Origin of the sequence: Caulobacter sp. (genome assembly GCF_017744445.1) — a bacterium.
Lineage (GTDB): Bacteria > Pseudomonadota > Alphaproteobacteria > Caulobacterales > Caulobacteraceae > Caulobacter.
On sequence record NZ_JAGIBH010000011.1, the window covers coordinates 137,152 to 157,053 of the forward strand.

16 protein-coding genes are annotated in these 19,902 nt (G+C 67.8%); 11 read left to right on the forward strand and 5 right to left on the reverse strand.

Features of this window, described 5'->3' with window-relative positions; genetic code table 11:
* Positions 1 to 220: 220 nt before the first annotated feature.
* Positions 221 to 1,411 carry a carbohydrate porin gene (locus J7528_RS16895; RefSeq protein ID WP_291876726.1) on the forward strand — a complete coding sequence of 397 codons (1,191 nt, stop codon included), beginning with the start codon at positions 221 to 223 and terminating at the stop codon, positions 1,409 to 1,411.
* Between the two features lie 112 nt (positions 1,412 to 1,523).
* On the opposite strand, the gene tkt is transcribed toward J7528_RS16895, so the two are convergent.
* Positions 1,524 to 3,482: a transketolase gene (gene tkt, locus J7528_RS16900; protein ID WP_291876728.1), complete on the reverse strand. Its 1,959-nt coding sequence runs from the start codon at positions 3,480 to 3,482 to the stop codon at positions 1,524 to 1,526.
* Between the two features lie 179 nt (positions 3,483 to 3,661).
* On the opposite strand from tkt, the gene J7528_RS16905 reads away from it, so the two are divergent.
* Positions 3,662 to 5,698: an NAD(+) synthase gene (locus J7528_RS16905; RefSeq protein WP_291876730.1), complete on the forward strand. Its 2,037-nt coding sequence runs from the start codon at positions 3,662 to 3,664 to the stop codon at positions 5,696 to 5,698.
* Between the two features lie 74 nt (positions 5,699 to 5,772).
* Positions 5,773 to 7,083, forward strand: coding sequence for a mannose-1-phosphate guanylyltransferase/mannose-6-phosphate isomerase (locus J7528_RS16910; RefSeq protein ID WP_291876732.1), 1,311 nt, complete (start codon positions 5,773 to 5,775; stop codon positions 7,081 to 7,083).
* On the opposite strand, the gene J7528_RS16915 is transcribed toward J7528_RS16910, so the two are convergent.
* Positions 7,067 to 8,227, reverse strand: coding sequence for an AGE family epimerase/isomerase (locus J7528_RS16915; RefSeq protein ID WP_291876734.1), 1,161 nt, complete (start codon positions 8,225 to 8,227; stop codon positions 7,067 to 7,069). The genes J7528_RS16910 and J7528_RS16915 overlap by 17 nt on opposite strands.
* Before the next feature lie 84 nt (positions 8,228 to 8,311).
* Here J7528_RS16915 and J7528_RS16920 point away from each other — a divergent pair, with 84 nt between their 5' ends.
* The 6 genes from J7528_RS16920 to J7528_RS16945 all read left to right on the forward strand — a co-directional run bounded on the left by J7528_RS16920 (position 8,312) and on the right by J7528_RS16945 (position 13,458).
* The gene (locus J7528_RS16920) at positions 8,312 to 8,857 is read left to right on the forward strand and encodes an HAD family hydrolase (RefSeq protein ID WP_291876736.1); all 546 of its coding nucleotides are present in this window, start codon (positions 8,312 to 8,314) and stop codon (positions 8,855 to 8,857) included.
* Positions 8,854 to 9,717, forward strand: coding sequence for a dTDP-4-dehydrorhamnose reductase (gene rfbD, locus J7528_RS16925; RefSeq protein ID WP_291876738.1), 864 nt, complete (start codon positions 8,854 to 8,856; stop codon positions 9,715 to 9,717). The genes J7528_RS16920 and rfbD overlap by 4 nt, the downstream gene beginning before the upstream one ends.
* A gap of 73 nt (positions 9,718 to 9,790) precedes the next feature.
* Positions 9,791 to 10,444 carry a fructose-6-phosphate aldolase gene (gene fsa, locus J7528_RS16930; RefSeq protein ID WP_291876740.1) on the forward strand — a complete coding sequence of 218 codons (654 nt, stop codon included), beginning with the start codon at positions 9,791 to 9,793 and terminating at the stop codon, positions 10,442 to 10,444.
* Positions 10,445 to 10,583: 139 nt separating this feature from the next.
* On the forward strand, positions 10,584 to 10,808 hold the full coding sequence (locus tag J7528_RS16935; protein ID WP_291876741.1) for a hypothetical protein: 225 nt from the start codon (positions 10,584 to 10,586) through the stop codon (positions 10,806 to 10,808).
* A 69-nt stretch (positions 10,809 to 10,877) separates the two neighbouring features.
* On the forward strand, positions 10,878 to 12,272 hold the full coding sequence (locus J7528_RS16940) for a cystathionine beta-synthase (protein ID WP_291876743.1): 1,395 nt from the start codon (positions 10,878 to 10,880) through the stop codon (positions 12,270 to 12,272).
* 10 nt (positions 12,273 to 12,282) lie between these two features.
* Positions 12,283 to 13,458, forward strand: a complete 1,176-nt coding sequence (locus J7528_RS16945; protein WP_291876745.1) for a PLP-dependent aspartate aminotransferase family protein — start codon at positions 12,283 to 12,285, stop codon at positions 13,456 to 13,458.
* Here the strand turns inward: J7528_RS16945 and J7528_RS16950 are convergent.
* Positions 13,385 to 14,377, reverse strand: coding sequence for a mechanosensitive ion channel family protein (locus J7528_RS16950; protein WP_291876746.1), 993 nt, complete (start codon positions 14,375 to 14,377; stop codon positions 13,385 to 13,387). The genes J7528_RS16945 and J7528_RS16950 overlap by 74 nt on opposite strands.
* A gap of 133 nt (positions 14,378 to 14,510) precedes the next feature.
* Here J7528_RS16950 and J7528_RS16955 point away from each other — a divergent pair, with 133 nt between their 5' ends.
* Positions 14,511 to 15,671 carry a DegT/DnrJ/EryC1/StrS aminotransferase family protein gene (locus J7528_RS16955; protein WP_291876748.1) on the forward strand — a complete coding sequence of 387 codons (1,161 nt, stop codon included), beginning with the start codon at positions 14,511 to 14,513 and terminating at the stop codon, positions 15,669 to 15,671.
* Here the strand turns inward: J7528_RS16955 and J7528_RS16960 are convergent.
* Positions 15,668 to 16,849 carry an MFS transporter gene (locus J7528_RS16960; protein ID WP_291876750.1) on the reverse strand — a complete coding sequence of 394 codons (1,182 nt, stop codon included), beginning with the start codon at positions 16,847 to 16,849 and terminating at the stop codon, positions 15,668 to 15,670. The genes J7528_RS16955 and J7528_RS16960 overlap by 4 nt on opposite strands.
* A gap of 126 nt (positions 16,850 to 16,975) precedes the next feature.
* Here J7528_RS16960 and J7528_RS16965 point away from each other — a divergent pair, with 126 nt between their 5' ends.
* Positions 16,976 to 18,226 (forward strand): multidrug effflux MFS transporter, encoded by a 1,251-nt coding sequence (locus J7528_RS16965; RefSeq protein ID WP_291876751.1) that lies wholly within the window; start codon positions 16,976 to 16,978, stop codon positions 18,224 to 18,226.
* Here J7528_RS16965 and J7528_RS16970 read toward each other — a convergent pair.
* Positions 18,223 to 19,833: a cisplatin damage response ATP-dependent DNA ligase gene (locus J7528_RS16970; RefSeq protein ID WP_291876753.1), complete on the reverse strand. Its 1,611-nt coding sequence runs from the start codon at positions 19,831 to 19,833 to the stop codon at positions 18,223 to 18,225. The genes J7528_RS16965 and J7528_RS16970 overlap by 4 nt on opposite strands.
* Positions 19,834 to 19,902: the final 69 nt, after the last annotated feature.

Below are 19,902 nucleotides of genomic sequence, written 5' to 3' on the forward strand. Positions count from 1 at the left end.
CCCGACATGTGCAAATGAACGTTTCGCCCAGCGCGAGCTTGACCATGCACGTTCATGCCCTTTCCGCGCGCGTCAGCGTCATCTCGCCGCAGCGGGCGGAAATCGCCGTTTTTGCGTCCTGGCTGCGACGACGCGCCACAGCCACGGTTTACCGGATGGCGCCTCGCCCTGCGTGAGGTTGCCCCACGCCCGATCGAATGTCGGGCCAGCGGGGGCTAGAATGCGCCAAATCAAGACCAACCAGATCGCCTATCGCCTGGCGGCGGGATCGTTCCTTATCGCCGCGGCGCTGCTGGCGGCCGACGCCGCCTCCGCCGAAGAGGGCTCGGCCCTCAAGCTGGGTGGCAGCTATACGGCGGACGTGACCGGCACGGTCAGCGGCGGCCTGGCCAAGCGCGGCCGGGTGCTGGACGATTTCCAGATCTCCGCCGATCTCGACCTGGACAAGGCCTTCGGCTGGAAGGGCGCGACCGCCCACGCCCTGTTCCTGAACAACAGCGGCGCCATGCCCAACGAGGACGCCGGCACCCTGCAGGGCGTCGACAATATCGAGGTCAGCCGCCAGCGCGCCCGCCTGTTCGAGGCCTGGGTCGAGCAGGGCTTCGGCAAGGGCTCGATCCGCGCCGGCCTCTATGACCTCAACAGCGAGTTCTATTCCAACGACAGCGCCGGCATGCTGCTGGCGCCGGCCTTCGGCATTGGCTCGGAGCTGGCCGCGACGGGACCCAACGGTCCGTCGATCTTCCCGTCCACGGCGCTCGCCGTCCGCGCGCGCTGGACGCCCAATGAGCACGTCTACGCCCAGGCGGCGGTGTTGAACGCCAATGCCGGCGTGCTGGGCGATCCCGGCGGCGTCCACACCTCGTTCGACAATGGCGTGCTGGCCATCGCCGAGGCCGGCTGGCAAGGGCGCGGCAAGGTGGCCTTCGGGACCTGGCGCTATAGCGACAAGCAGGATGACATCCGCAGCGTGACGCCGGCCGGCGATCCGGTGCACGCCACCGCCCAGGGCGCCTATGTCCTGCTGGAGCGGCAACTGACCGGCGAGGGCGAAGACGCGGTACGCAAGACCACGGCTTTTGCCCGCCTGGGCGTCTCGGACGGCGACACCACCGCCTTCAAGGGCGGCTGGCAGGCCGGCGTGCTGGTGCAGCATGTCTTCGAGAGCCGCCCCGACAGCGCCTTCTCGATGGGGGTCAACCAGGCCTATCTGTCGGGCAAGTTCCGCGACAACGCCTTCGATGCGGGCCAGCGCCTGCAACGCGCGGAGAGCGCCGTCGAGGTGACCTATTCGGACAAGATCGGACCGGTGACGATCCAGCCCGACCTGCAATATGTGAAGGACCCGGGCGCCGACGGCGGCGTCGGCCACGCCCTGGTGGCGATCCTGCGGGTGGGCGTGGAGTTCTAGTCCGTAAAAGCTGTCATCCCGGCCAAGCGCGTAGCGCGCCGAGCCGGGACCACAACAAGCGCCGAGTTTCCGGCGGTCCCGGGTCGCGCAAGCGCGCCCGGGATGACCGTTTTTATTGAGCCGCTTCCGCGACGGCTTCGGCGGTGATGCCGAATTCCTTGTAGAGGCGCTCGAACGGGGCCGAGGCGCCGAAGCTCTTCATGCCGACGAACTTGCCGTCCTCGCCGATGAAGCGCTCCCAGCCCATGCGGATGCCGGCTTCCACCGCCACGCGCACCGGCGCCGAGCCGATAACCGAGGCCTGGTAGGCGGCGTCCTGCTTGTCGAACAGTTCCCAGCAGGGGGTCGAGACGACGCGGGTTGGCTTGCCCTTGGCCTGCAGGATGTCGCGGGCGGCGACGGCGACGCCGACTTCCGTGCCCGAGGCGAAGATCGTCACCTGGGCTTCACCACCCTCGGCCGCTAGCAGCTCGTAGGCGCCCTTGGCCGACAGATCGCCGCCGGTCGTGCGCACGTGCGGGGTCTTCTGGCGCGACAGGGTCATCACCGACGGGGTGCGCTGGTGCTGCAGGGCGACCTTCCAGCACTCGGCGGCTTCCACCGCGTCGGCCGGGCGGAAGACCAGCAGGTTCGGAATGGCGCGCAGGGAGGCGACCTGTTCCACCGGCTGGTGGGTCGGGCCGTCTTCGCCCAGGCCGATGGAGTCGTGGGTCATCACGTGGATGACGCGCGCTTCCATCAGGGCGCCCAGGCGGATCGCGGCGCGGCTGTAGTCGGCGAAGGCCAGGAAGGTGCCCGAATACGGGATGATCCCGCCGTGCAGGGCCATGCCGTTCATGGCTGCGGCCATGCCGAACTCACGCACGCCGTAGTGGACGTAGCGGCCCGTGTATTCGGGGGCGTCGAACGCGCCCATGCCCTTGACCAGGGTGTTGTTCGAGCCGGTCAGGTCGGCCGAACCGCCGATCATTTCCGGGATGGCCGGGATCAGCTGGTCCAGGGCCGAGCCCGAGTGGACGCGGGTGGCGTTGACCGGCTTGCTCTCCACCGCCTTGGCGATGTGGGCGTCGACGGCCTCGAAGGCGGTCGCGGGCAGTTCGCCAGCCATGACGCGCTTGAAGTCCGACGCGTGGATCGAGGCGGCCAGCTTGGCTTCCCAAGCCTTGCGGACCTTGGCGCCGCGACGGCCGACGCTCTTCCAGGCCGTGGCGATGTCGCCCGGCACGGTGAACGGCTCGGCGTCCCAGCCCATGGCGACGCGGGCGTCGCGGATCTGGTCGTCGAACAGGGTGTAGCCGTGGCTGTGGGGGTCGCCTTCTTTCGGACCCGCGCCCTTCGAGATCAGCGTCTTGCACGCGATCATGGTCGGGCGGTCCTGCTTGGTGGCCCAGCGCAGGGCGGCGGCGATCTTGCCGTGGTCGTGGCCGTCGACGACCTTCACCGCCCAGCCGGCGGCCTTGAAGCGGGCGACCTGATCGCCGGTCTCGGCGATGGTGGCCTCGCCGTCGATGGTGGTGTTGTTGTCATCGAACAGGACGGTAAGCTTCGAGAGCTTCAGGCGGCCGGCGATGCTGATGGCTTCGTGGCTGACGCCTTCCATCAGGCAGCCGTCGCCGGCGATCACCCAGGTGCGGTGGTCGACGAGGTCGGAGCCGAAGCGGGCGGCGAGGTGGGCTTCGGCCATCGCCATGCCGACGGCGGTGGCCAGGCCCTGGCCCAGCGGACCGGTCGTGGTCTCGACGCCGGGGGTGTGGTGCACTTCCGGGTGGCCGGGGGTCAGCGACCCCCACTGACGGAAGTTCTCGATCTCCTTCATCGTTACGGCCTTGAAGCCGGTCAGGTGAAGCAGGGAATAGAGCAGCATCGAGCCGTGGCCGGCCGACAGCACGAAGCGGTCGCGGTCGTGCCAGTTGGGCTGGCTGGCGTCGAACTTCAGGAACTTGCCCCACAGGACGGTGGCCACGTCGGCCATGCCCATCGGCATGCCTTGGTGACCGGACTTAGCCTTGTGCACGGCGTCCATGGAAAGGACGCGGATCGCGTCGGCCATCTTGATGGGCGAAACGGGCATATGGGCTTCCGTCTTTTCTATGTTTTGCGGGGCTGCGCGAGGGGCGCACTCGCATGCGAGGCCCCGGGGGTCAACCCGCGTGGACACGCTTCTTGACCGCTATGCAACATCGTCCGCAGGCGCTATAGCTGGATATCGACTTATGCTCATTTTCAGCATAACCCTGAAAGGCCGGTTCCTTGGGTAGTCCGTCGTTCTTCTCGCCCTATCGTCATGGCTTCGTCCGTGTCGCGACCGCCGTTCCCAAGGTGAAGCTGGCCGATCCGGCGGCCAATGCTCAGAGCGTTCTGGCCATGGCCAGCGAGGCGCATGAAGCCGGCGTAGCGGTGATCGTGTTCCCGGAGCTGGGTCTGACCGGCTACACCATCGACGACCTGCTGCAGCAGGAGGTCCTGCTGGACGCTGTCGAGGCGGCGCTCGCGACCCTGGCCGAGAGCAGCGCCAAGCTGGCCCCGATGATCGTGGTCGGCGCGCCTTTGCGCGACGGCGGCCGGCTCTACAACACCGCCGTGGCGATCCATGCGGGCAAGGTGCTGGGCGTCACGCCTAAGAGCTTCCTGCCCAATTACCGCGAATTCTACGAGCGCCGCTGGTTCACGCCGGGCGCGGGGGTGACGGGAAAGACGCTGACCCTGGCCGGTCAGGTCGTTCCGTTCGGGACCGACGTGCTCTTCCGCGCCGACGCGCCGACGCCGTTCACCGTCGGCGTCGAGATCTGCGAGGACGTCTGGACCCCTACGCCGCCCAGCACCGCCCAGGCCATGGCAGGGGCCGAGATCCTGCTGAACCTGTCGGCCAGCAACATCACCATCGGCAAGTCCGAGACCCGCCGGATGCTGTGCGCCAGCCAGTCGTCGCGGATGGTGGCGGCCTATGTCTACGCCGCCGCGGGGGCGGGCGAGAGCTCGACGGACCTGGCCTGGGACGGCCATGTCGACATCCACGAGATGGGCGCGCTGCTGGCAGAGAGCCCACGTTTCTCGACCGGCCCGGCCTGGACCTATGCCGACATCGACGTCGAGCGGATCCGCCAGGAGCGCATGCGCGTGGGCAGCTTCGGCGACGCCATGGCGCTGTCGCCGCCCAAGGTCCCGTTCCGCGTGGTTCCGTTCAAGTTCGAAGCGCCGGCCGGCGACCTGGCCTTGCATCGCCTGATCGAGCGGTTCCCGTTCACGCCCTCGGACCCCGCCAAGCTGCGCGAGAACTGCTACGAGGCCTATAATATCCAGGTCCAGGGCCTGGCGCGTCGCCTGGAAGCCTCGGGCCTCAAGAAGCTGGTCATCGGTATCTCGGGCGGCCTGGACTCGACCCAAGCGCTGCTGGTGGCGGCCAAGGCCATGGATCAGCTCTCCCTGCCGCGCACCAACATCCTGGCCTACACCCTGCCGGGCTTCGCCACCTCGGATCGCACCAAGGACAATGCCTGGGCCCTCATGCGGGCCATGGGCGCGACCGCCGCCGAGCTCGACATCCGCCCGGCCGCGACCCAAATGCTGAAGGACCTTGACCACCCGTTCGGGCGCGGCGAGCCGGTCTATGACGTGACGTTCGAGAACGTCCAGGCGGGTCTGCGCACCGACTACCTGTTCCGCTTGGCCAATCACAACGCCGCCCTGGTCGTCGGCACCGGCGACCTGTCGGAGCTGGCGCTCGGCTGGTGCACCTACGGCGTCGGCGACCACATGAGCCATTACAACCCCAATTGCGGGGCGCCCAAGACGTTGATCCAGCACCTGATCCGCTTCGTGGCCCATTCCGGCGACGTCGACGCGAGCACGACGGCGCTGCTGGAGGACATCCTGGCCACCGAGATCTCGCCGGAGCTGGTGCCGGGCGAGCAGACCCAGGCGACCGAGAGCTTCGTCGGCCCCTACGCCCTGCAGGACTTCAACCTCTACTACATGACCCGCTACGGCATGGCGCCGTCCAAGATCGCCTTCCTGGCCTGGAGCGCCTGGCACGACGCGGAGGCGGGCGGCTGGCCGGTTGGGTTGCCGCAGACCGGCCGTCGCGCCTACGACCTGGCCGAGATCAGGAAGTGGTTGGAGCTGTTCCTCAAGCGCTTCTTCGCCAACCAGTTCAAGCGCTCGGCCGTGCCGAACGGGCCCAAGATCTCGTCGGGCGGGGCGCTGTCGCCACGCGGCGACTGGCGGATGCCGTCGGACGCCACGACTGACACCTGGCTGGCCGAGTTGAAGGCGAACGTTCCGGGTTAAAAGCGCTTCGCCTCGCGCGCGCTTCGCGATATCCCCGGACCCAAGCAGGGGTGCTTGTCAGTCTGGGGTTACTCTTGGCCGCGATCTATCCGGTTATCCTTTGCGGCGGTTCGGGCACGCGCCTGTGGCCCGCCTCGCGCAGCGATCAGCCCAAACAGTTCCTGAAGCTGGTCGGCGACCGTTCGTCGTTCCAGGAAACCGTGCTGCGGGTGAAGGACATCCCCGGCGTCGCCGAGATCGTCGTGGTTACCGGCGAGGCCATGGTCGGCTTCGTCGCCGAGCAGACCGCCGAGATCGAGACCTGGGCCACCATATTGGTCGAGCCCGAGGCGCGCGACAGCGCCCCCGCCGTCGCCGCGGCCGCCGCCTATGTCCAGACGCTCGACCCCGACGGCGTAGTGCTGATGCTGGCCGCCGACCACCACGTGGCCGATCCGCAGGTGTTCCAGGACGCCGCCGTCACAGCCGCCAAGGCCGCCGAGCACGACCTGATCGTCACCTTCGGCGTCCAGCCCACCGTGCCCGCGACGGGCTTTGGCTATATCCGCCCCGGCGCGCCGCTGCTGGATGGCTCGGTGCGCGAAGTCGCCGCCTTTGTCGAGAAGCCCAACCAGGAGACCGCCGAGCGCTACCTGCTGGAAGGCTATCTCTGGAACAGCGGCAATTTCGCCTTCAAGGCCGCCACCCTGCTGGGCGAGTTCGAGGCGTTCGAGCCCTCGGTGGCCGCCGCCGCCAAGGCCGTCGCTGAGGCGCTGGAATTCGAAGCCGGCATCGGCCGCCTGGACCGCGAGGCCTTCGCCGGCGCGGCCAAGATCAGCCTGGACTATGCGGTGATGGAACGGACGGCCAAGGCCGCCGTGGTCCCGGCGACCTTCGCCTGGTCGGACCTGGGCGCCTGGGACGCGATCTGGGAGGCCTCGACCCGCGACGATGACGGCAATGCGCGCGACGGCGATGTCGACCTGCACGAGGCCACCAACGTCTTGGTGCGCTCGACCGGTCCCTATGTCGGTGTGATCGGGGTCAGCGACATCGTGGTGGTGGCCGAGCCGGACGCGGTGCTGGTCTGCCATCGTAAGGACAGCCAGGCCGTGAAGACCCTGGTCGATGGCCTCAAGGCCAAGGGCCGCTCGATCGCCTCGCGCAAGAGCGCCTCGCCGGGCGGGTCCGAGACCCTGGTCAGCACCGACGGCTTCGACGTCGAGCTGCGCCGCGCTCCGGCCGGCGAGACCGTGGTCCTGCCGGTCTCGACCGTGCAACTGCTGGAAGGCGTGCTGGAGATCGATGGCGACGTCTATGCCGCCGGCGCGATCATTCCCGTGGAAGCCGAAGTTCGCGCGCGGGCGATCGGCGCCGCCACCCTGCTGCTTACGAAGCCGCGCTGACCGCCCGGTCCATCTCCAAGATCGACAGCACGATATGGTAGAACGAGCTGGCCGGGGCCGGCTCGTCCACGAAGGTCTCGTCGGGCTGGTACTTGTCGCGCCATAGGCCCGAGATCGGGGTGCGCAGATAGGTCATCAGCCCCTCGGCGCCGGCGGCGGCCATGTCCCAGTACTTGGACTCACCGGTGACCTCGGCGGCCAGGACGGCGGCCTTGATGCGCTCGGTCTGCGGCCACAGGCGCGCGCCGTTGTCGTGGATGGAGAAGTCGTCCAGCAGGGCGTTGATCGCCACGCCGCGCGCCAGGTCGGTCCCATGGGCCTCGGCGTCGTCGATCATGCGCAGGGCGGCGGTCGTGGCGTCCGGACGGTTCGCCAGCTTGCCCCACCGCAGCAGCAGCCAACCCCATTCGAACTGGTGGCCCGGCTCGCAGATCCGGCCCTCGACACCCGGCGCGGCATTCCAGTCGAGGTCGAAGAACTCGCGCAGCTGGCCGCTCTCGGGCTGGATGAACTTACTGAGCGCCAGCTGCGCGATCTCGTCCGCCAGGGCGCGCCAGGGCGGGTCGCCGTCGATTTCGTTCCAGGCCAGCATGGCCTCGAACAGGTGCATGTGCGGGTTGGATTGCAGCGGCGCGGTCGGCGGGTTGAAGTTGTGGAAGCCGGCGACGGGATGCTTGCGCTCGGCGATCAGCTTTTCGCGCACGGCGGTCGCGATTTGCTTAGCCTCCTCGGCGCGGGCCGGCAGCACCTTGGCGACCGCCGCCAGGGCGAACATGGCGAAGGCCTGGTCATAGAGGTCGGCGGTCTCGTCCAGGCTCTCGCCGTTCGGGCCGACCAGGGTGCGAAACAGGCCATCCGGGCGGCGATAGCGGTCGAGATAGAAGGCGAGGCCATGCTCGACCGCCGCCTGCCACGGACCGGTCCAGCCCAGCTCGCCGGCGATGGCGTAGGAATAGATCTGACGTGGCAGCACCCGGCCGCGACGCGGACCGTCGACGGGGACGGCTTCCAGGTCCAGCTTCTCGAAGAAGCCGCCCTTCACGTGGTCGGCGCCCGTTTCCCACCACAGCGGATAGGCCGCCTCCGTCGCCCAGGTCTTGAGGCGGTCACGCAGGCGGGCGGCGTCGGCGAGGGCGTTGGTCATGGGCGGCATTTCTAGGGAGCTTAGGCGACGAGGCCAAGACGCGGGCCGTGGTATTTCGCGGCGGCTCAGGTTAGTGCTCGGGCCATGACCGACGCTGCCGCTCTTCCTCCCCTGAAGGCCGTGTTTCTCGATCGAGACGGCGTGCTCAACATCGACCATGGCTATGTGTCCGATCCGGCCAAGCTGAACTGGATCGAGGGCGCCCGCGAGGCGGTGGCGGCGATGACGGCGGCGGGGCTGAAGGTCCTGGTGGTCACCAACCAGTCGGGCATCGGTCGAGGCTATTTCGACGAAGCGGCGATGGACCGTTTTCATGACGCCATGCTGGAGCAGCTGGCGCCGTTGGGCGGGCGCATCGACGCCTTCTACCACTGCCCCTTCCACGAGCTGGCGACGGCTGCGGCCTACCGCGTCGCCGACCATCCAGACCGCAAGCCCAATCCCGGCATGGTCCTGCGTGGCCTGGCCGAGTGGAACCTGACGCCGGAAGAGGCCGTGATCATCGGCGACCGCCATATCGACGTCGAGGCCGGCAACCGCGCGGGCCTGCCGGGCTATCTGTTCAAGGGCGGCAATCTGCGGGCCTTTGTCGGCCAGGTGCTGGGCGATCGCGTTCCCGCGCTCAAATGAAGATCCTGCAGTTCGGCAAGACCGGTCAGGTCGCCACCGCCGTCCAGGCCGCCGTGCGGGATGGCGTCGAGGTCATTGCTCTGTCGCGGGCCGATTGCGACCTGGAGAACCCGGAAGCCATCCGCGCCGCCGTCCTGGCCGCCGATTGCGACCTGGTGCTCAACACCGCCGCCTTCACCCATGTCGACCCGGCCGAGGCGCGGCCCGACGAGGCCTTCGCGGTCAACGCCACGGCGCCGGGCGCGATGGCCGCAGCCTGCGCCGAGCGCGGCCTGCCGTTCGTGCACCTGTCGACCGACGCGGTGTTCGACGGCCTGACCGATCGTCCTTATGTCGAGACCGACGAGGCGCGGCCGATCAACGTCTATGGCCGCTCCAAGCTGGCCGGCGAGCAGGCGGTGCTGGCCCATCCCAAGGCGGTGGTGCTGCGCATCTCGTGGGTCTTTTCCCGCTACGGCCGCAACTATGTCAGCTTCATGCTGAAGCTGGCCCGCGAGCGCGAGGTGCTGAAGGTGGTGGCCGACCAGTTCGGCACCCCGACCGACGGCGAGGCCCTGGCCGCTTTCCTGGTCGCGACCGCCCCGCGCTGGGCCGCCGCACCGGTTGGCGACCCGGTCTTCGGCCTCTTCCACTTCGCCAATGCCGGCGAGACCAGCCGTTTCGACTTCGCCAAGGCCGCGATCGATCGTGATCCCCAGACCAAGGCCCGCCTCGAGCCCACGACCCAGGCCGCCTTCGCCGAGCCGGCCCCGCGCCCGCCGCGCACGCCGCTGGATACGAGCAAACTCCAGAGCGTATTCGGTTTCACGCCTGAACCCTGGCGCTTAGCCGTCGAGCGAACCGCTGAACGACTGGTATGACGAGTCTGGCGCGCCGCCGCCGCTCGGGCTAAACCGACGCCAACTCCCGACATAACAAGCAGCGCGAGCGACCATGCAGATTTTCCTCGACAGCACCGACACCAAGGTCATCGCCGACCTGGCCAGCACCGGCCTGATCGACGGCGTCACCACCAACCCGACCCTGATCGCCAAGTCGGGCCGTCCGATGCTCGAGGTCATCGCCGAGATCTGCGACATCGTCCCGGGTCCGATCAGCGCCGAAGTGGCCGCCACCACGGCCGACGCCATGATCGCCGAGGGCCAGAAGCTGGCCAAGATCGCCCCGAACGTGGTCGTGAAGATCCCGCTGACCCGCGACGGCCTGATCGCCTGCGCCGCCTTCGCCGACGAAGAGATCAAGACCAACGTCACCCTGTGCTTCTCGCCGACCCAGGCCCTGCTGGCCGCCAAGGCCGGCGCGACCTACATCTCGCCGTTCATCGGCCGCCTGGACGACTACGGCTTCGATGGCATGGACCTGATCCGCGACATCCGCGCGATCTATGACAACTACGGCTACGAGACCGAGATCCTGGCCGCTTCGGTGCGCAACGCCGCCCACGTCAAGGAAGCCGCCATCGTCGGCGCCGACGTCGTCACCATCCCGCCGGCCGTGTTCAGCGAGCTCTACAAGCACCCGCTGACCGACAAGGGCCTGGAACAGTTCCTGAAGGACTGGGCCTCGACGGGCCAGTCGATCCTGTAAGGCATTGCGTGCTCTCAGGCGGGCAATCGCTCGCCTGAGACGCGAACAAGTGATCACAGTTTATTTCGCATTGGCGAAGCTGGTTCGCAAATGCGAGTTCATGCGTTAAGTCTTGGTCCGTCCACAGAGGGCCACGCACATGGCTTTGACGACCGCTGAGACAGAAGTCCGACTGGCCGGCCCCGAAGAGGCCGACCGCTTCTCGCGATTCCTGCACGGTTTCCTGTCGGCCAACGGTTTCCCGTTCGTGATCGTCCACGATACGCCCGAGCTTCTGGGCCAGCTGCGCAAGGTGGTGTTCGAGGACGTCTGCCTCAGCCGCAAGTTCGCCGCCGAATGGTCGGTGATGACGGGAACCGCCTAACCTCTTTCCTTATTCCCCAAAGCGTACCTACCTAGAGGAAATCGTTTCCTCCTCTGGCGGAGCTGCGCCATGAACGACCCCAAATCCGGCCTCCCTGGGGTGGCCGGCTCTGCTCTCGACCTCATCGGCCGTACGCCCATGATGGAGGTCAAGAACCTCGACACCGGCCTTTGCCGCCTCTTCCTCAAGCTTGAAAACCAGAACCCCGGCGGCTCGATCAAGGACCGCGTCGCCCGCGCCATGATCGAGGCGGCGGAAGCCGACGGCCGGCTCAAGCCTGGCGGCACGATCATTGAGGCCACGGCCGGCAATACCGGTCTGGGCCTGGCCCAGGTGGCCAGCCTCAAGGGCTACAAGCTGATCCTGATCGTCCCCGACAAGATGGCGCGGGAAAAGATCCTGCACCTGCGGGCCATGGGCGTGGACGTGCGCCTGACCCGCAGCGATGTCGGCAAGGGTCATCCGGAATACTACCAGGACATGGCCCAGAGCCTGGCCCAGTCGATCCCCGGCGCGCTGTACGCGAACCAGTTCGAGAACCCGGCCAACCCCTACGCCCACGAGACCACGACCGGTCCCGAGATCCTGGCCCAGATGGACGGCGACATCGACGCCATCGTCGTCGGCGTCGGCTCGGGCGGCACCCTGACTGGCGTCGGTCGCTACATGAAGGCCAATTCGCCCAAGACCCAGATGGTGCTGGCCGACCCGGAAGGCTCCATCCTGCGCGACTATGTCGAGACCGGGACGTTCGGTGAGGCCGGATCCTGGATCGTCGAAGGCATCGGCGAGGACTTCATCCCCGACAACGCCCAGATGGATTTGGTCTCCAAGGCCTACTCCATCAGCGACCGCGAGAGCGTCGACACCGCCCGCCAGCTCCTGAAGAAGGAAGGCATCCTGGCCGGCTCATCCTCTGGCTGCCTACTGGCGGCGGCCTTGCGGTATTGCCGCGAGCAAACCGAGCCGAAGCGGGTTGTGACGCTGGTGTGCGACACGGGCTCGAAATACCTGACCAAGATGTTCAACGACTTCTGGCTGGCTGCCCACGGCTTCGATGGGCGCGAGCTGCACGGCGACCTGCGCGACCTGATCGCCAAGCGCTACGCCGAGGGCGGGGTGATCGCCATCGGTCCGGAAGACACCCTGCTGACCGCCTACAACCGCATGCGCTCGTCCGACATCAGCCAGCTGCCGGTGGTCGATCGCGGCCGGCTGGTCGGCATCCTCGACGAGAGCGACCTGCTGGCCGCGGTCGAGGCCGGCGACGAGGCGCCCCGCTTCAAGACCCTGGTCGGCGCGGCCATGACCAAGGCCGTCAACACCTTGCAGGCCCATCAGAGCGTCGACGCCCTGCCCGACGTGTTCGATCGCGACGAGGTGGCCCTTGTCTGCGACGGGGAGGAGTTCCTAGGTGTCATCACCCGGGTTGATCTGATCAACCACCTGCGCCTCAGCGCCTAGAAGGATCCGCATGACCGACATCCCCGGCAAGAACCGCCTGGACTTCGCCACGCGGACCATCCACGGCGGCCAGTATCCCGACCCCACGACGGGCGCCGTCATGGTCCCGATCTACGCCACCTCGACCTACGCCCAGGCCAGCCCCGGCGAGCACAAGGGTTTCGAGTACAGCCGCAGCCACAACCCGACCCGCTTCGCCTTCGAGCGCTGCATTGCCGATCTTGAGAGCGGCACGGCGGGCTTCGCCTTCGCCTCGGGCCTGGCGGCGGCCTCGACCATCTTGGAGACGCTGGACAGCGGCGCGCATGTCATTGCCAGCGACGACCTCTATGGCGGCTCGTTCCGGCTGTTCGACAAGGTGAGGAAGCGCTCGGCGGGCCTGACCTTCAGCTTCGTCGACATGGCCGATCTCGCGGCCCTCGAGGCGGCGATCACCCCGGCCACGCGGATGATCTGGGTGGAGACGCCGACCAACCCGATGCTGCGCCTGGCGGACCTGGCGGCCATCGCGGCGCTCGCCAAGAAGCACGGCCTGGTCACCGTCGCCGACAACACCTTCGCCAGCCCTTATATCCAGCGGCCGCTGGAGCTGGGCTTCGACGTCGTCATGCACTCGGCGACCAAGTACCTGAACGGCCACTCCGACGTGGTCGCCGGTGTGGCGGTGGTGGGCGACAACGCCGCCCTCGCCGACCAGATGAAGTTCCTGCAGAACGCCGTCGGCGGAGTGCTGGGACCGTTCGACAGCTTCCTGGCGCTGCGCGGTGTGAAGACCCTAGCCCTGCGCATGCAGCGCGCCTGCGACAGCGCGCTGGAGATCGCCCGTTACCTGGAAAAGCATCCGGCCATCGAGCGGGTGATCTATCCGGGCCTGGAAAGCCATCCGCAGCACGACTTGGCCAAGCGCCAGATGACCGGCGGTTTCGGCGGCATCATCTCGGCCGACGTGAAGGGCGGCCTGGCGCCGGCCCGCAAGATGCTGGAGCGCACGCGCCTGTTCACGCTGGCGGAAAGCCTGGGCGGGGTCGAGAGCCTGATCGAGCATCCGGCGATCATGACCCACGCCTCTATTCCCGCCGATCAACGGGCGGCGCTGGGCATCACCGACGGCCTTATTCGGCTTTCGGTCGGGATTGAGTCTTGCCGGGACCTGATTTCCGACCTCGACGCGGCTTTATCAGGCTGAGCAGGTGATGGTGTTCGCCCTCGCCCGGCATGACGGGCGAGGGATCGACCGCCTTCGAGGGGCGCGGCGGCGGCAGGTCGGCGCGGGCCGGGTCCTCGGCCAGCAGGTGGGCGATCAGCATCAGGTCGGTCTTGACCGGACCGTAGTCGGCCGATGAGGTCCAGGCGCGGATGGCGGCCTGGGCGTAGGCTTCCGACAGGTCGGTGACCTCGATCATCACGGCCGGGTCCTTGCGGATGCGGGGATCGTTCTCGGCCCGCTCGCGCAGGCGTTTCAGCACCGCGACCAGGTCGGTCTTCAGCGGCACCTTGAACAGCACGTCGGCCCGCCGGGTGCGGTGGGTCGAGTAGTTCAGGATGACGTCGCCGAACACCTTGCTGTTGGGGATCATCACCTTGACGTTGTCGGGCGTGGCGATCTCGGTGAACAGCAGGTCCAGCGACTTTACCGTGCCGTTGCGGGTCGAGGTCTCGATGACGTCGCCGACCTTGTAGGGTCTAAACAGCAGGATCATCACGCCCGCCGCCACGTTCGACAGGGCGCCTTGCAGAGCCAGACCAATGGCCAGCGAGGCCGCGCCCAGCACCGCGATGATCGAGGTCGCCTGCACGCCCAGCGTCTGCAGCACCGCCACCAGGCCGACGGCGATGATGGCATAGCGGGCCAGGGAGGCGCTGAAGCTCTCAAGTGTCGGGTCGGGATTGTTCCGGTGCACGCGCATCAGGGTGCGGCGCATGAACTTGGCGGCCCAGCCCGCGATCCAGAAGGTCACCAGCAGGGTCAGGGCGGCGACCACGAGGTTTATCGCCACCTTGCCGGCCCAATCGAGGAAGTGTCCGAACATGGTCTCGTCGGCCTTCATGTTGGCGAGCGACGGCAGGGACGTGTCCGCCGGGATGATGCTGGGTTTGGTCTGCATGAAGGTCTCGATAGGCGCCCCCGCCGTGTTCGGTCAACGACAAGTCGAGCCAACGGTTCCGCTTGAGCTGGGAAACAGTCGGTTACACCAATTGGCTCGAAATCGTCACGAACCCGGCATAAGAGCCCGCGCCATGAGCATGCCTTTCATCGACCTCGCCGCGCAGCAGCGCCGGATCCGCGACAAGATCGACGCCGCGATCGCCAAGGTGCTGGACAGCGGCGCCTATGTCATGGGCCCGCAGGTCCGCGAGTTCGAAGCCAAGCTGGCGGAATTCGGCCAGGCCAAGCTCGCTCTCTCGTGCGCCAACGGCACCGACGCCATCGCCCTGCCGCTGATGGCCTGGGGCGTGGGCAAGGGCGACGCGGTGTTCTGCCCATCCTTCACCTTCGCCGCGACGCCGGAAGTCGTGCCGTGGGTCGATGCGACGCCGGTGTTCGTCGACGTGCTGCCCGACACCTACAACCTGGATCCGGCCAAGCTGGAAGCCGCCATCGCCGGCGTGAAGGCCGAGGGCAAGCTAACCCCGAAGGTGGTCATCGCCGTCGACCTGTTCGGCCAGCCCGCCGACTATCCGGCCATCAAGGCCATCTGCGACCGCGAAGGCCTGAAGCTGATCTCCGACAGCGCCCAGGGTTTTGGCTGCACGCTGAACGGCCAGCACCCGCTGCACTGGGCCGATGTCGCCACCACCAGCTTCTTCCCGGCCAAGCCGCTGGGCTGCTACGGCGACGGCGGGGCGGTGCTGACCAATGACGCCACCCTGTGGGACCTGATGGACAGCTACCGCGTCCACGGCAAGGCGGTGGGACCGGACCTGGAAGGCAAGACCTTCGACCACGACCCGAAATATCTGAACACCCGCATCGGCATGAACTCGCGCCTGGATACGATCCAGGCGGCGATCCTGATCGAGAAGCTGGCGATCTTCGCCGAGGAGATCGCCCTGCGTCAGGTCGTGGCCGACCGCTACGCCCAGGGCCTGAAGGGCGCTGTGCTGTCGACCCCGGGCGTGATCGACGGCGGCGTCTCGGTCTGGGCCCAGTACGTGATCGAGCACGAGAACCGTGACGGCCTGGCCGCGCACCTGAAGACACAAGGCGTCCCGACGGCGGTCTACTACCCCGTCCCGATGCACGTGCAGGCGCCCTACGCCCACTTCCCGCGCGGCGAGGGCGGTCTGCCGGTAACGGAAGCCAAGGCCGAGACCGTACTGGCCCTGCCGATGCACCCCTATCTGGGCGAAGCCGACCAGCAGAAGATCATCGACGCGATCCGCGCCTTCAACGGCTAGACCGCTGCGAGGCGACGGCGACGCAGCAGGTTCACCGCTTGCAACGCTGTCGCCGAAGCGGCCAGCGTTACGCCCATGGCGCAGACGCCGGTCCAGCCCATCGACTTCCACAGCATCACCGCGACGGCCGAACCGGCCGCGCCGCCCACGAACATGCCGCCCATGAAGACGGTGTTCAGCCGGGCGCGCGCCTCGGGCCGCAGGGCGTAGACGATGTGCTGGTTGGAGACGAGGACGCTCTGGATCGCGAAATCCAGCAGGATCACGCCGACGATCAGCCCCGGCACGCCCGGCCAGAAGCCCAGGATCAGCCACGAGACCAGGGCCAGGGCCGCGCCGGCGGCGATGATCGGGCGGGGGCCACGCTTGTCGGCGATGCGGCCGGCCAGGGGCGCGGCCAGGATGCCGACGGCCCCGATCACCCCGAACAGCCCGGCGATGTCCGCGCCCAGGTGGTAGCTCTGCAGATGCAGGGCCAGGATCGTCCAGAACGACGTGAAGGTCGCGAACAGCAGGGCCTGGGTGGCCACGGCCAGACGCAGCGAGCCGAACTCGCTCCACAGCCGGCCTAGAGAGATCATCAGGGTCACGTACGAGAGACCGCCCGCGGGATGGCTGCGGGGCAGCTTGGCGTACATCCAGCCGCCGGCCGCCAGGGCCACCGGCGCGGCCAACCAGAACATGGCCCGCCAGCCGGCATGGGCGGCGACGAAGCCGGCCAGGGTGCGGGACAGCAGGATCCCGCACAACAGGCCGGCCATCACCGTCCCCACCGTCGCGCCGCGCTTCTCGGGCGAGGCCAGGTGGGCGGCGAACGGCACGATCTGCTGGGCCACGGTCGCGGCGGCGCCCAAAAGCAATGAGCTGACGATCATCAGGCCCGGCGTCGGGGCCAGGGCGGTGGCGATCAAGGCCAGGGACAGCGCCACGAACTGGAAGACGATCAGCTTTCGCCGCTCGATCAGGTCGCCCAGCGGCACGATCAGGAACAGGCCCGCCGCATAGCCGGCCTGGGTCGCGGTCGGGATCAGGGCCGTGGCACCGCCGGGCATGTCGCGCAGCATCAGGCCCAGGGTCGGCTGGCTGTAATAGATGTTGGCGACAGCGATGCCGGTGGCGGCGGCCATCGCCAGGGTCAGGCCTCGGTTCAACGCACCGGGCGGGGTACTGTGGGTCATGGGGCGGCTATATAGGCGTTTCCGACCCAGAAGCGATCACCCTGAGGTTGGCGGGTTGTCGCACTGGCCCTATATGGCCCGCGTACGCGTCTCGTGGCTGGGGCGTCCAGACCACGAGAAGCAACCATGTCCGACACCAAGCCGTCGCCGCATCCCGGCATGGGCTTTGGCCAGTTCGTCGCCCTGATCGCGGCGATGATGGCGACCAATGCGCTGGCCATCGACTCGATGTTGCCGGCCCTGCCGCATATCGGCGAGGCCTTGGGCGTGCACGATCCCAACGCTCGCCAGTGGGTGATCACCGCGTACCTGCTCGGCTTCGGCGTCGCTCAGCTGGCCTATGGCTCGTTGGCCGACCGGTATGGTCGCAAGCCGGTGCTGATGGTCGGGCTAACGCTGTACACGATCTTCGCCGCCCTCTGCGCCTTCTCGACCTCGTTCGAGACCCTGCTGATCGCGCGGTTCCTGACCGGCCTGGGCGCGGCCTCGACGCGGGTGCTGTCGGTGTCGATCGTCCGCGACTGCTATGCCGGCCGCCAGATGGCGCGGGTGATGTCGCTGGCCTTCATCGTCTTTCTGGCCACCCCGATCATCGCCCCGTCGCTGGGCATGGCGATCATGATGGTCGCCTCGTGGCGCTGGATCTTCGGCATTCTGTCGATCTTCGGCCTGATCGTCATCGCCTGGGCGGCGATCAAGCTGCCCGAGACCCAGCATCCGGAGGACCGCATCCCGATCTCGGTCAAGGGCGTCAGCTCGGCCTTCAAGACCGCCCTGACCGACCGCATCGCCATGGGCTACACCCTGGCCGCGACCCTGGTGCTGGCTGGCCTGTTCGGGTTCCTCAATTCGGCCCAGCAGGTGTTCGCCGAGGTGCTGCACGCTGGCGACATCTTCCCGCTGATCTTCGCCGGCATCGCCGGGACCATGGCGGTTTCGTCGCTGCTGAACGCCCGGATCGTCGACAAGCTGGGCATGCGCAAGGTTTCGCACTGGGCGCTGATCGGCTTCATCGTCGTGGCCGCCCTGCACGCGGCAATCGCGGTCACGGGTCACGAGACCCTGCTGAGCTTTGCCCTGATGCAGGCGGCGATGATGTTCTGCTTTGGCCTGGTGATGTCGAACTTCGGGGCCATCGCCATGGAGCCGCTGGGCCACGTGGCCGGCGCCGCCGCCTCGATCCAGGGCTTCATCACCACGGTGGGCGGGGCGCTGTTCGGCTTCCTGATCGGCCAGCTCTATGACGGCACGACCATCCCGCTGACCATCGGCTTCACCGGCTTTGGCCTGGCGGGCCTCTTGATGGTGCTGGCCACCGAGAAGGGCAAGCTGTTCCAGACCGGCGCGTCGTCGCCCGCTCCGGCGGCCGCGCACTAATCCAGCATCGCCTCCAGGGTCGCAAGCTCGTCCGCCTCGCGGGCGGGCTTGTCCCAGCGGATGCGGTTGATGCGTGGGAAGCGCATGGCCACGCCCGACTTGTGCCGGCTGGAGCGCTGTAGCCCCTCGAAGGCGACCTCGAACACCAGGCCGAACTCCAGGTCGGCGCGCACCGAGCGCACCGGGCCGAAGCGCTCGATCGTGTGGTCGCGGACGAACTTGTCGATCAGCTTCAGCTCCTCGTCGGTGAAGCCGAAATAGGCCTTGCCGACGGGGGTCAGCGATCGTTTGCCTGCTTCGTCCTCGCGCCAGACGCCGAAGGTGTAGTCGGAATAGAAGCTGGACCGCTTGCCATGGCCGCGCTGGGCGTACATCAGCACCGCGTCGATTAGGTGCGGGTCACGCTTCCACTTGAACCACGGCCCCTTGGGACGGCCGGGTTCGTAGACGCTGTCCCGGCGCTTGAGCATCAAACCTTCGGAGAGCCGGGCGTCGCCCTCGGGCGGATCCAGGCGCAGGGCGGCCAGTTCCTCCCAGGTCTCGAAGGGTTGGAGTGGGGAGAGGTCGATGCGGGTTGTGTTCAGCCGCGCGACGAACGCCTCCAGTCGCGCGCGCCGCTCGACGAAGGGCAGGCCGCGCACGTCCTCCTCACCGTCCATCATCAGGTCGTAGGCGCGGATGCCGGCCGGGAAGCTCGCCAGCTGCTTGCCGTCGACCGTCTTGCGGTTCAGCCGCTGTTGCAGGTCGCCGAACGGGGCCAGGGCGCCGTCGCGAAGCACCAGCAGCTCGCCATCGATCGCGCCCTCGAAGTCCAGCGCCTCGACCACGTCCGGAAAGGCTGCCGAGATGTCGTCGCCGGTGCGGGTGTAGAGCCGCCGCTCGCCGCGTTCCGAAACCGCCTGGACGCGAATGCCGTCCCACTTCCATTCGGCGACATAGGCTGCGGGATCCAGCTTGGCGAAGTCGACCGCTTCGTCGATCGGCTGGGCCAGCATCACCGGCCTGAAACGACCCGGCGCATCGGGCGAAGGCCGTTCGGAGCGGCCTTCCAGCCAAGCGAAGAGATCGCCATAGGGCGGCTCCATCGCATGCCAGACCTCTTCGATCTCGCCGATCTCGACGCCGCCGAAATTGGCGCAGGCCTGCTTGGCCAGGCGCGAGGACACACCGACCCGCAGGCCGCCGGTCATCAGCTTTAGGAGCGCCCAGCGACCGTCGGGGTCGAGGGCATCGAGCCAGCCCTCGATCAGCCGCTGGACCTCGGCCCGCGAAGCCGAGTGCAGGGCCTCGATCACTTCGGAGAGCTCGGGCGGCCGGTTAGCGCCAGGCTTGGCCGGCCAGACCAGGGCGACGGTCTCGGCCAGGTCGCCGACATAGTCGTAGGACCACGCGAACAGCTGGGCGTCCATCCGCGCCTCGACCGCCTTGCGGATGAAGGCGGGCTTGGCGGCGTTGAACGACAGCGCGCCCGTCAGGGCCGCCAGGGCGTAGCCGCGATCGGGGTCGGGCGTCTGCCGCAAATGGTCCTGGATCAGGGTCAGCTTGGCGTTGCGCGAGCTGGTCAGGGACAGCCGGTCGAGCAGGTGGGCGAAGGCGCGCATGGACATGGAATGTCGAGCGGCCTCCGTTCGTTCAGCCGAAGCCATAACGAAGTCGTCCGAGCCTCTCGCGCAAGA